The 12,594-nt window shown below is 46.8% G+C and carries 13 protein-coding genes; 7 read left to right on the top strand and 6 right to left on the bottom strand.

All coding sequences use genetic code 11. The features are described from left to right. The first annotated feature begins 161 nt into the window (after positions 1 to 161). The 7 genes from hpf to FE785_RS02610 all read left to right on the top strand — a co-directional run bounded on the left by hpf (position 162) and on the right by FE785_RS02610 (position 4,852). Positions 162 to 491 carry a ribosome hibernation-promoting factor, HPF/YfiA family gene (gene hpf, locus FE785_RS02635; RefSeq protein ID WP_138564135.1) on the top strand — a complete coding sequence of 110 codons (330 nt, stop codon included), beginning with the start codon at positions 162 to 164 and terminating at the stop codon, positions 489 to 491. Between the two features lie 251 nt (positions 492 to 742). Continuing rightward, positions 743 to 2,098 (top strand): magnesium transporter, encoded by a 1,356-nt coding sequence (gene mgtE, locus FE785_RS02630; RefSeq protein ID WP_138564133.1) that lies wholly within the window; start codon positions 743 to 745, stop codon positions 2,096 to 2,098. 187 nt (positions 2,099 to 2,285) lie between these two features. Further along, positions 2,286 to 2,930, top strand: a complete 645-nt coding sequence (locus FE785_RS02625) for an OmpA family protein (protein WP_138564131.1) — start codon at positions 2,286 to 2,288, stop codon at positions 2,928 to 2,930. Positions 2,931 to 3,050: 120 nt separating this feature from the next. After that, positions 3,051 to 3,482 (top strand): hypothetical protein, encoded by a 432-nt coding sequence (locus tag FE785_RS02620; protein ID WP_138564129.1) that lies wholly within the window; start codon positions 3,051 to 3,053, stop codon positions 3,480 to 3,482. Between the two features lie 41 nt (positions 3,483 to 3,523). After that, a complete protein-coding gene (locus tag FE785_RS02615; protein WP_138564127.1) occupies positions 3,524 to 4,336 on the top strand; it encodes a HupE/UreJ family protein in 813 nt (270 codons plus the stop codon). Between the two features lie 15 nt (positions 4,337 to 4,351). Next, a complete protein-coding gene (locus FE785_RS10915; protein ID WP_275115354.1) occupies positions 4,352 to 4,477 on the top strand; it encodes a hypothetical protein in 126 nt (41 codons plus the stop codon). Between the two features lie 15 nt (positions 4,478 to 4,492). Next, positions 4,493 to 4,852, top strand: a complete 360-nt coding sequence (locus tag FE785_RS02610; RefSeq protein ID WP_138564125.1) for a DUF6488 family protein — start codon at positions 4,493 to 4,495, stop codon at positions 4,850 to 4,852. Between the two features lie 106 nt (positions 4,853 to 4,958). Here the strand turns inward: FE785_RS02610 and FE785_RS02605 are convergent, their stop codons facing one another. The 6 genes from FE785_RS02605 to queA all read right to left on the bottom strand — a co-directional run bounded on the left by FE785_RS02605 (position 4,959) and on the right by queA (position 12,510). Beyond that, positions 4,959 to 6,533: a peptide chain release factor 3 gene (locus FE785_RS02605; RefSeq protein ID WP_138564123.1), complete on the bottom strand. Its 1,575-nt coding sequence runs from the start codon at positions 6,531 to 6,533 to the stop codon at positions 4,959 to 4,961. Between the two features lie 98 nt (positions 6,534 to 6,631). Next, positions 6,632 to 7,660: a protein translocase subunit SecF gene (gene secF, locus FE785_RS02600; protein ID WP_138564121.1), complete on the bottom strand. Its 1,029-nt coding sequence runs from the start codon at positions 7,658 to 7,660 to the stop codon at positions 6,632 to 6,634. A 10-nt stretch (positions 7,661 to 7,670) separates the two neighbouring features. Next, positions 7,671 to 9,554 (bottom strand): protein translocase subunit SecD, encoded by a 1,884-nt coding sequence (gene secD, locus FE785_RS02595; RefSeq protein ID WP_138564119.1) that lies wholly within the window; start codon positions 9,552 to 9,554, stop codon positions 7,671 to 7,673. 167 nt (positions 9,555 to 9,721) lie between these two features. Next, the gene (gene yajC / locus FE785_RS02590) at positions 9,722 to 10,051 is read right to left on the bottom strand and encodes a preprotein translocase subunit YajC (RefSeq protein WP_138564117.1); all 330 of its coding nucleotides are present in this window, start codon (positions 10,049 to 10,051) and stop codon (positions 9,722 to 9,724) included. Positions 10,052 to 10,185: 134 nt separating this feature from the next. Continuing rightward, positions 10,186 to 11,304, bottom strand: a complete 1,119-nt coding sequence (gene tgt / locus FE785_RS02585; RefSeq protein WP_138564115.1) for a tRNA guanosine(34) transglycosylase Tgt — start codon at positions 11,302 to 11,304, stop codon at positions 10,186 to 10,188. A gap of 168 nt (positions 11,305 to 11,472) precedes the next feature. Next, complete coding sequence (gene queA, locus FE785_RS02580; protein WP_138564113.1) at positions 11,473 to 12,510, bottom strand: tRNA preQ1(34) S-adenosylmethionine ribosyltransferase-isomerase QueA; 1,038 nt, start codon at positions 12,508 to 12,510, stop codon at positions 11,473 to 11,475. Between the last annotated feature and the right edge of the window lie 84 nt (positions 12,511 to 12,594).

Below are 12,594 nucleotides of genomic sequence, written 5' to 3'. Positions count from 1 at the left end.
AACTTCGGTCATTATTTATTCTAATAAAAACCTTGACGGCAACTGAATTCATGGTGGTATACTGAAATTGAGCCCAGAACCGGATTCAACTTTCCGACTGAAATCACAACAGTCATTTCTGGGTAGATTGATCGCAGATACATAAATAAAGGAGCGATACTATGCAAATTAATATTACTGGCCACCATATCGATGTTACTGAAGCGCTTCGTTCATACGTGACAGAAAAATTAAGTAAATTATCCCGACATTTTGATCACGTAACCAATGTGCATGTTATTTTGACAGTGGAGAAACAAAGTCAAAAAGCCGAAGCCACAGTCCATGTTTCAGGTTCAGACCTATTTGCTCAACATGATTCTGAAGACATGTATGCCTCGATTGACGGCTTGGTAGATAAGCTAGATCGTCAAATTATCAAACACAAAGAAAAAATCGGCAGCCACCGTCAAAAATCGGGTGGCGTCAAAAGCATGAGTGCTGAAGCCTAATTTAAAATCTATACAAAAATAGCAACAATTTTGTAAGCAAAACAATCGTTCCACTCGAACGAGAAACCGAACGCCCGATCAATCGGGCGTTTTTATTTGTCCCCAATTTGCATGAAAATTTTATGACAGCTGATGCATATCGCCTGAATTCACCTTACATAAAGCCTTTCTCCTGCTACAATAAAAGCCAGTTAATCAATATCAATACTGTAAAACAGCAATATCATTTCTAATCAGTTCAGGAGACGGTTATGTCAGGCAATAACAGCATCGACAAAGCAAAACTCGCCGATCAACTGCTGATTGCTGTAGAAAACAATAATATTGACCATATTCAAGATCTTCTCAGCCACCTGGTTGCCGAAGAAATTGCTGAAATCCTCGAATCATCGCCGATTAAAGTCCGTCAGGTTCTCTGGCAACAGATTGATTCGGATAAGCAAGGGGAAATCCTTACCCATACCAATGATGAGGTAAAAAGCAATCTTCTGGAAACCATGCAACCGCATGAGATTGTCGAGATTGCCGAAGACCTGCAAACCGATGATATCGCCGATATTGCCCAATCCTTACCGATTCACGACCAAAAGACCTTTCTGGCATCCTTAAACGAAGATGACCGAAATGCGGTAGAAACCGCCCTGACCTATCCGGAAGATACCGCCGGTGGTTTGATGAGTACCGACTTTATTTCAATTCGTGCCGATGTTTCACTGGATGTTGTTTTGCGTTATTTGAGAACGCTTGGTGCCATTCCTGAATCCACCAGTGAACTGTTTGTAGCCGACCGTGACGGCAAATATATTGGTAGCCTAAAACTGACGCACTTACTGACTCATGATGAGGATACGCTGGTTGCCGACATTCTCGATCAAAGCCTGCCGGCAATTCGCGCCTTCACTCCCGAGAAAGACGTTGCCCATTTATTTGAAAAAAACGATTTGATTTCCGCTGCAGTCATCAATGAAAACCATATTATCCTCGGTCGAATCACCATCGATGACGTGGTGGACATTATCCGTGAGGAAGGTGAGCACGCGCAAATGGCCAGCGCCGGTTTGGATGAGGACGAAGACATCTTTGCGCCAGCCGCTCGTGCCGCCAAACGCCGTACCTTCTGGCTCGGAATCAATCTGTTAACTGCCATTTTTGCCTCCATTGTGATCGGCCTATTTGACGCCTCCATTGAAAAGATTGTCGCTTTGGCGATTCTTATGCCGATTATCGCCAGCATGGGAGGTATTGCCGGTACACAAACCGCAACCATTGTGATTCGCGCCATGGCAACCGGAAAACTCGGACGAAGCAACAGTCGCTCGCTATTGATCAAAGAAACCACTGTGGGTCTATTAAACGGCTTAATTTGGGCGTTACTAACCGGTACAGCGGTATTTTTCTGGTTTAGCGACTGGAGCCTCAGCCTGATTTTCGCCTTTGCTTTAATGATCAACCTGATTGCTGCCGCGCTGGCAGGAGCCTTGATTCCACTATTTCTGCAACGCATGAAAATTGACCCCGCTTTAGCCTCCGGGCTGATGTTGACGACCGTGACAGACTCATTAGGCTTTTTTGTCTTTTTAGGTTTGGCGACCATTGTCCTGCTCTGATAACAACTTTATCGCCCTATCGCGACTAAACCATCCCCCTCGAAAGCTTGAAACAAATTGAATAACTGTTGAATAACTGTTGAATAACTCATGGGTCATAAATAATCTTGCTTGCATGGACCGTATTTTTGCACTTTAATAAAACCTAAGCGTAAGCGTTTACGCAACCGATTAATGGAGTCGAATTATGAAAAGTAAACTACTAGTTGTTGCGGCTACTGTCTCAGCCTTAAGCCTTGGCGCTTGCACAAACAATCCGAACAAAACTGCTGAAGAGCGTGAACAAGAACGCGATGTGATTACCGCTCTTGCCGCAATCGGTGGTGTGATGGCGGCCAATGCCGCGGGTGTTGACAATAATGTCGCCAAGGTCGCTGTTGGTGCCTTGGCCGGCTATACCGCCCGCAAGGTTTACGGCGATGTTAGCCGTGATACCGCATCCGATCCGAATACCGATGTATCCGCAGTGAAAATCGGCAATCAAGAATATGTACAGGTTAATGTTAAAAACGTCAATTTCCGTTCCGGTTCAGCAACCTTAGACCCGTCTGAACTGCAGCGTTTACAGCCGGTTCTCGATGCTTTGAGACGTTATCCGAATACACGCGTACACATTGAAGGTCATACCGATTCGGACGGTAGCAATAGCTTTAACCAGCAACTTTCCGAAAACCGTGCCAAAAATGTCGCTTTCTATCTGATGGACAACGGTATTTATCGCGATCGCATCGTCACCTACGGTTATGGTGAAGAGCGCCCAATTGCCGATAACAGTACAGCAGACGGCAAGCGTTTGAACCGCCGAGTTACCTTCCTAATCAGCGAAATCTAAATAACCGATTTGCCATTGCCAATAACACCTGCTAAAGCTATAGTATAAGCTTTGGCAGGCGTTATTGAGCCTGTCGTTGACACCAACAGAACAACCTAAAAACTCCGATAGAACCGATTAATGTCCCATCAGTTTAAAATCCATCTTAGTAGACTATTGGCTATTGGCTTAATCGCCTGCTTATTGGCGGCTCAAGCCATATCGGTTCACACTCACCTTATTGATGAACAACACCACCATGGTGTCCATATTCATGATGTCGAAAGCCACCATCACGGCTGGTTTGGCCATTCAGGCATAGATCAGCTCAATCTGAGCGATAACCAAAACCAAGCAATAGACATTGAACCGGTTGGCAAATTAAATCAGCATAAAACGGTCTATAAAAAAGTTGCCGACCTTGATCTGTTGCTGACAACGACACCAGTAATACGACTTCAAAAAACCTCTCAACCAGAGGTTGTGAGTGACTTCGTCACCCCGATAAATACACGGTCTCATTTCACCCTGCAACCCAGAGCGCCGCCGGTTTTCTCATTACTTAACGTTTAATTTTAAAACACCCTTTAAAGGGAAAATGTAATGAGGAAAACATGTTATTTACTATTAGAAAATCCACATGGCTACTAATCGCCATAACGGCTCTTTTATTGAGCCAATTTTTCACTCAAGCCTATGCTCATGGTATGTCGGCTGCTGAAAAACAGGCCATTATCGATGGCGGTAACTGGAGTTATCTGTCTATCGGTATTACCCACATGCTATCGGGCTATGACCACCTGTTATTTGTGTTTGGCATTATCTTTCTTTTGACCAGTTTCAAGGAAATCGTCAAATACATTACCGCCTTCACACTCGGACACAGCGTGACGTTGATCTACGCTACCTTCAATGGCATTCAAATCAATTATTTCTTTATCGATGCCATTATCGCCTTAAGCATTGTCTATATTGCTTTTGCCAATCTGGACGGCTTTAACAAACACCTAGGCGTTAAAGCACCTAACCTGTTACTGATGATTACTTCTCTGGGCTTGATTCACGGCTTGGGATTATCCACGCGTCTGCAACAGTTGCCTTTAAGCGAATCGGACCTACTGCTCAATATCATCGCGTTTAACGTTGGTATTGAAATCGGTCAAATCCTGGCGCTATCGGCGATGCTTGTGGTGATGAACATTTTGCGCAAAAAACTGGTGTTTGGCACCTTTAATAAAATCGCCAACTACGGTTTGATTTTTGCCGGCCTGTTTTTGTTTATGATGCAAAGCCATGGATACTGGCACACCACTACACCGGATGAATTCGGCTTTAGTAATGACAACCATATTCATCACCATATCGAAATGGAGCAACAGCGCGCTGCCGAGCTCATCAATAACTCTCACCGCGATAGCATTGATTAATTAAGGATAACCAATATGTATAAATTTTTGCTATTGCTGGGCTTTGCGCTGACATTAAGCCTGCAGGCCTGTTCCGAGCATTCGCACGATGACGGCTCGCACACTCATGACACACCTGCGAAACATGATTCAATTGATTAATAAAGGACAACCAATATGAAAACAAAAATCTTAACAAGCCTATTGAGTTTAATGCTCGCCACCTCTGCACTGGCCGGTGGCGGCCACTCTCACGGTCCGGATGGCAGCCATCAATATCCGGCTAAAGCGGTCGCTGAATCAACCGTGACCGACAAGGCGGCAACCAAGGTCAACCAACTGGCCAAAGCAGGAAAAATTGATGCCTCATGGCAGGGAATTAAAGCCAGTGAAGCTGGACAGAAAATGTTTGGCCACAATAAGGAATGGGTTGTGATGTTTAGCAACACCAAGCTTGCCGATAAAAGCAAACAAAAACTCTATCTCTTCTATACACTTGATGGACACTATATTGCGGCAAACTATTCGGGCAAATAACCCCCATTGCTGACACTTATAGCTTACTGCAAGCTATAAAAAAGCCGGAGCGACTAAAAATCGTTCCGGCTTTTTTATTAGCAGGCTTAAGGCTTACAAATCTCAGTTAGTGCTCACGGGTCGCAACAAACTGCAATTCAGGCCAGCGCTCTTCAGTCAAGGTCAGATTGACACGGGTCGGCGCAATATAGACCAACTGATCGGCCGCGTCATAAGCCACGTTTTCAGTGACTTTCTTGGTGAATTTGTCGATTTCCGCCTGTGGTCCTATCACCCAACGCGCGGTACTGACATTGACCGGCTCGAACAAGCAGGTCACGTTGTACTCATCTTTCAAACGTTGCGCTACCACTTCAAACTGCAACACACCTACCGCGCCGAGAATCAGGTCGTTATTATTGACCGGACGGAACAACTGAGTCGCCCCCTCTTCGGATAACTGGGTCAGCCCTTTTTGCAGTGCTTTCATCTTCATCGGGTCTTTTAACTGCGCACGACGGAACAATTCCGGCGCGAAGTTAGGAATCCCGGTGAACTTGAGCTCTTCCCCCTGGGTAAAGGTATCACCGATTTTAATGGTACCGTGGTTATGCAAACCGATATTATCACCCGGATAAGCCACTTCCGCCTGATCACGCTTATTGGCAAGAAAAGTAATCGCCTTGGCGATTTTGACGTCCTTACCGATACGCACATGTTTAAGTTTCATGCCGGCTTCATATTTACCGGAAACGATACGCATAAAGGCCACACGGTCACGGTGAGCCGGGTCCATATTCGCTTGAATCTTGAAAACAAAACCGGTCATCTTGTCTTCATCGGCTTTCACTTCACGGGTTTCCGTTTCACGACCTTTTGGTGCCGGAGCATACTTCTCGAAACCGTCGAGCAACTCCTGCAAACCGAAGTTATTGACCGCCGAACCGAAAAACACCGGGGTTAATTCACCCGCCAAAAACAGCTCCAAATCGAATTCATTACTGGCACCACGCACCAGCTCGACTTCTTCACGCAGCTCCTCGGCCTGATCGCCCAGAATCTCATCCAATCGTGGATTATCCAAACCTTCAATCAGCTCACCTTCACTGGCACGCTGACCTTCCGCTGTGGCAAAGATACGCACGGTATCGTTATAAAGGTGATATATCCCTTTAAAGCGTTTACCCATACCGATCGGCCATGTCATCGGCGCACAACCGATCTTAAGTACGTCTTCGACTTCATCCAATAGATCAATCGGCTCTTTACCTTCACGGTCAAGCTTGTTGATAAAGGTCAGAATCGGCGTGGTACGCAAACGACAGACTTCCATCAATTTAATGGTTCGGTCCTCGACCCCTTTGGCGACGTCGATAACCATTAGTGCCGAGTCCACCGCGGTCAAAACACGATAGGTATCTTCGGAGAAGTCTTCATGCCCGGGAGTATCCAACAGGTTCATTACCGCCCCCTTATAAGGGAACTGCATGACCGAGGATGCGACCGAGATACCACGTTCCTGCTCCATTTTCATCCAATCGGAGGTGGCGCCACGATCGGTCTTACGGCTTTTAACCGCACCGGCCATCTGAATGGCACCACCATATAACAGCAACTTTTCCGTTACTGTCGTTTTACCCGCATCCGGGTGGGAAATAATCGCAAAGGTTCTACGCTTTGCAGTTTCTAATGCTAACGACATAAATTTCTTCTAACTTAAAAAACAAAGGGCGCTAATTAACGTTAATTACACGCCCCGAAATCAAAACCGCCACTTGGGCGTAAACCGTTGACCCTTAATTAAAGCTCGTCTTCATCCAATGGTTTACCGGATTTTGCCAACTTCGCCTCACGTTTGGCTTCCTGTTCAAGGAAAATACGCTGCAACTCGGCCTCTTCCGCTTCTTTATCCGACTCTTCTTTCGGCGCCTTCATCAAGTCTTCTTTTGAAACACCCAACATTAGCGCGGTCGCGCTGGCGACATAGGTCGAAGAGAAAGTCCCGACGACAACCCCGACAATCAATGCCGTAGCGAAACCATGGATGATTTCACCGCCTAGGAAGAACAAGGCCAACAACACCAAAAGCGTGGTTAAAGAGGTCATCAAGGTACGCGACAACATCTGGTTAACCGCGACATTGGTCACCTCAATTGGCGACCCTTCACGCATGGTTCTAAAGTTCTCACGGACACGGTCAAACACAACGATGGTATCGTTCAATGAATAACCGATCACCGCCAGAATGGCCGCCAACACCGTCAAATCAAACTGCATCTGCGTCCAGGCGAAAACCCCGACAGTAATAATGACATCGTGCACCAAAGCGACTACCGACCCCAATGAAAAACGCCACTCGAATCGCAAAGCCACATAGATCAATATACCGAACAGCGCATAAAGCACCGCCAAGGCACCGTCTTCGGTCAATTCATCACCGACCTGAGGTCCGACGAACTCGACACGACGCAAGGTAATTTCTTCATCACTGGCTTTATCCAGCGCATCCATGACCTGATTACTCAGCTGTGCGGAGTTCATGCCTTCACGTGGAGCAATACGGATCAACACATCTTCAGCTGAACCGAAATGCTGTGCGACCGCTTCGTCATACCCCGCATCGGTCAGATCGGCACGCAACTCTCTAAGATCGACCGGCTTTGGATAAGACAGCTCGATAATGGTACCGCCGGTAAAATCGATACCGAAGTTAAGCCCCTTCATCCACAGGCCCGCAAACGAGGCGACAATCATAAAAATTGAAAACGCCACCGCGATGTGACGCTGCCCCATAAAATTAATATTTGTTACTTGTTCTGTATTACTCATTATTCAGCCCTTAAATCGATAGTTTCTCGACACGCTTATTACCGTAAATCAGATTGATTACGGCGCGAGTACCCAGAATTGCAGTAAACATCGAGGTGATAATACCAATCGATAAAGTGATGGCGAAACCTTTGATAGGCCCGGTTCCGAAGCTGAACAAAACAATCGCCGCTAATAAAGTGGTGATATTGGCATCGGCAATGGTCACAAAGGCCTTTTCATAACCGGCGTAAATCGCAGTCTGAATCGAGCTGTTGCGCATCTCTTCACGTATACGCTCGAAGATGAGCACATTGGCATCGACCGCCATCCCCACGGTAAGCACAATCCCGGCAATACCCGGTAATGTCAGGGTGGCCTGTAACATAGACAAGACCGCGACAATAATCACCAAATTAAGCAATAGCGCCACATTGGCAACCATACCGAAAACCTTGTAACGCCAAGCCATGACAACCAGTACCAGAATGAAGCCGACAACCACCGAGATAAACCCTTGGTTGATATTGTCTTGCCCCAAGCTCGGACCGACTGTACGCTCTTCGACAATCTCCATAGGCGCGGCCAAAGCACCGGCACGCAGTAGCAATGCCAAATCCTGCGCTTCTTGCGGAGAATCTAGACCGGTAATCTGGAAGCGGTTAGCAAACTGACCGCGGATAACCGCCGCATTAATGACATCCTTGGTGGTGACACGTTTTTTCACTTCCTGGCCGTTTTCTTCAATCGTATCGACACGATTTTCGATATAGACCACTGCCATACGGTTACCGACATTCTGCTTGGTGGTTGCCAGCATCTTACGACCACCGGCACCATCCAAAGTCACGCTCACCATTGATGAACCTTGCTGCGGATCTATACCGGACTGCGCATTGATAACATTTTCACCGCTGACGATAATGCGGCGCTGAAGCAGAATCGGACGCCCGTCACGGAACTTATAAATCAAAGAACCATTTGGCGCATAACCGGTTTTCTCGGCACGGTAAGGATCACCTTGCTCTTCCACCAAACGGAATTCCAAGGTTGCGGTCGCACCCAAGATCTCTTTGGCACGCGCGGTATCTTGAACGCCCGGTAACTGGACAACAATGCGTCGATCACCCTGTTGTTGAATAACCGGCTCGGCGACACCAAGCTCGTTAATGCGGTTACGCAAGGTGGTGATGTTTTGCTGCAAGGCATATTTTTTGGTTTCATCGATGGTTGCCTGCGAGAGAGACAACATGACTTTCGGTGCCGCGGTGGTCTCATCAATAGTCATGATAAAACGATTTTCATAGGCTTGTCTTAGAACCGGCATGGCTTCGCTTAAGGTGGCGACATCTTTGAACTGCACCTCAAGTTTTTGCTCGGCGACATCAACCGAAACATAACGGATACGCGCATCACGCAGGGTACCCTTGACTTCATCGATATAACGAAGATAGGCTTTATCAATCGCCGCTTCCATATCGACATCCATCAAGAAATGCACCCCACCGCGCAAATCCAGACCCAAATACATCGGCTGCGCACTTAAACCTTGCAGCCAAGCCGGAGTCGCCGGTGCCAGGTTCAAGGCCACAACCGCTTTGCGCCCCAAGCTGTCTTTCAGGATTGACTTGGCTTTTAGCTGGTCTTCGGTGTTGTGAAAACGAATCAGAAAGCGGCCGTTTTCAAATACGGATGATTTGACACTAAGGCCTGCTTGATCCAATAGCGAGGCGACCTCGGTCTGGGTACCTTGATTGAATTCTACCGATTTGGCTGGGGAGATCTGCACCGCCGGATCGTCACCAAACAGGTTTGGCATGGCATAGGTTAGACCGACAATGGTAATCACTACCAATAGCAGGTACTTCCATGCAGGGTAATTATTTGCAATGAGTTTTTGTTGAGTTTGAAACATGAGTTTATTCCGGTTTTGGGAATGAGGAGCAGGCTTGAAAACAGTGATTTAGATCCGTGTAAAACGTCACTATAAAACGCCGAAAAGCCCATCTCTTAAATCACAAAAGGGGCAATAGGCACTCACCCGTACAGGTAGCCCTATTACCCCTCAAGTAAAAGCGCGGATTATTCGCCTTTTAGAGTACCCTTAGGTAGCAAACGCGCAATATTCTGACGCTCAACCTTAACCACAACATTGTCAGCAATTTCTACATGACAGAAGTTATCGTTGATTTCACGAATCACACCGGCAAGACCACCGTAAGTGACGACTTCATCACCTTTCTTCAGCGCTTCAACCAGTGCCTTATGCTCTTTTACTTTTTTCTGCTGAGGACGAATCAACAAAAAGTAGAACACCACAAATAACAGAACTAGCGGGATTAAACCTTCCCAACCGCTACCTTGTGCCGCTGCACTACCTTCTGCCATGGCATCACTAATAAAAAAGCTCATATATTTACTCCTGAAAATAGATAAAAAACGTGTCGCTGTATTTTGGCACAGCTAAAACAAAAAATCTAAGCTAAATGCGTCTAAATGCGAAAATTGACTTAAAACTTAGCCAAGTCATTAATCAAGCTGAAAATTTAGTCCGCTAAAGGCGGAACAGGCTGACCGATTCCTGCGTAAAACTCCTCAACAAAAGCTTCCAAGCGATTCTCGCTAATCGCATCACGTAAACCTTGCATCAAATCCTGATAATAATGCAGGTTATGAATGGTATTCAAACGCGCGCCCTGAATCTCACGGCACTTATCAAGGTGATGCAGATAACTCAAAGTATAGTTCTGACAGGTATAGCAGCCACACTCTTTATCGATCGGCTCAAGCGATGTTTTATGTTTGGCGTTACGCAGCTTGACCACCCCCTGACGACTGAATAGGAAGCCGTTTCGCGCATTTCGCGTAGGCATGACACAGTCAAACATATCAATACCGCGACGCACCGCCTCAACCAAGTCTTCCGGTTTACCGACGCCCATTAAATAACGTGGTTTGTCTTTTGGCATATGCGGCTCGGTGAAATCCAAGGTCGCCATCATCTCATCTTTTGGTTCACCGACAGACAGACCACCGATTGCGTAACCATCAAATTCGATCTCTTTTAAACCTTCAATAGATTGAACGCGCAAGTCTTCATACATACCGCCTTGCACAATACCAAACAAGGCCGATGGATTATCGCCATGCGCATCTTTCGAACGTTTCGCCCAGCGCATCGACAACTCCATTGATTCACGCGCCTCTTTATGCGTTGCCGGATAAGGCGTGCACTCATCGAAAATCATGACAATATCAGAGCCTAGCTTACGCTGAATTTCCATTGACTCTTCAGGTCCCATAAAGATTTTTTCACCGTTTACCGGGCTGCGGAAGGTAACGCCTTCTTCTTTGATCTTACGCATTTTGCCAAGACTGAATACCTGAAAACCGCCGGAATCGGTCAGAATCGGGCCATCCCAATGCGTGAAGTCATGCAAATCGCCATGCAACTCGATAATATCGGTGCCGGGACGTAATGCCAAATGAAAGGTATTGCCCAAAATAATCTGCGCACCGGTGTCTTTAATCTCTTCCGGTGTCATGCCTTTTACCGAGCCATAGGTACCCACCGGCATAAACGCGGGAGTTTCCACCACACCGCGGGCAAACTTCAGGCGCCCACGACGCGCGCGACCATCGGTATTATCTAATTCAAATTCCATAAATTCTTTCTTAATTTAAACTCGTTAAAAACAAATAGTTCTAGCACGGATTGAATAGTCAGGCGAAAATGTATTTTTTCGGGAACCGTCACGCAACGCACATTCAAGTACATGAGTGACGGAAGCGCAGAAAAATGCATTTGCAGCCCACCAGTCAATTCGTGAAAGCTATTTTGGAGGGAAGACCAGCATCGCATCTCCATAACTAAAGAAACGATACTCTTGTTCGACCGCATGCTTGTAGGCGCTCATGGTGCGCTCATAACCGGCCAAAGCAGACACCAGCATAATCAATGTCGATTCCGGCAAATGGAAGTTGGTCAATAATACATCCACTTCTTTAAACTGGTATCCCGGGGTAATGAAAATATCCGTTTCCCCTTGATAGGGCGCCACATGACCATCGTCACTGAAGCTTGCCGCACTTTCCAGACAGCGTACCGAGGTAGTGCCAACCGCAATCACCCTTCCGCCTTTAGCGCGCGCAGCCTTGACTTGGGCAACCAGCTCTGGACTGACTTCGAGGTACTCCGAGTGCATGACATGCTCACTGATATCATCGACCTGTACCGGCTTGAAAGTTCCGGCACCGACATGCAAGGTAACAAAACCGATATCGACACCCTTGGCTTTAATATCCTGCATAATCTGCTCATCAAAATGCAGACCTGCGGTCGGCGCAGCGACCGCTCCCGGCTTTTCGCCATAGACCGTCTGGTAACGCTCTTTGTCGGTTTCTTGATCTTGCTGGCGTTCGATATATGGTGGCAACGGCATATGACCATGAGATTCGATTAGTTCTAATGCCGAGCAATTATTGTCGACAACCTTAACAATAAACAGCGCATCCTGACGACCAATGACTTCGACATCAAAGGCGTTTTCGATGCTTAAAATCGTGCCGGGCTTTGGCGAACGACTGGAGCGAATATGGGTAAGGATGGTTTTGCTGTCAATCACTCGTTCGATCAGCAGTTCAACCTTGCCGCCACTGGCTTTGTGGCCGAATAAGCGCGCCGGAATGACGCGGGTGTTATTGAATACCAATAAATCATTCGGCTCTAGAAAATCCAATAAATCGGGAAAATTCGCATCAATAATGCCTTGTTGAGCCATGACCAATAAACGGCTATCACGGCGCTGGGCAGCGGGTTGTTGAGCAATCAGATGCTCGGGCAGGTCAAAATAGAAATCTTGGCGTTTCACAGCGTTTTAACTCATTAAAAACCTCCAAACCTCTCAAAAGAGATTGGGGCTTCAATTTCCATGCAGTTTTAAAGGGGCGCTATT

Source organism: Thiomicrorhabdus sediminis (assembly GCF_005885815.1).
Classification (GTDB): domain Bacteria; phylum Pseudomonadota; class Gammaproteobacteria; order Thiomicrospirales; family Thiomicrospiraceae; genus Thiomicrorhabdus; species Thiomicrorhabdus sediminis.
Note: the sequence above shows the minus strand (reverse complement) of the source record. Positions and strands in the feature narration are given on the sequence as shown.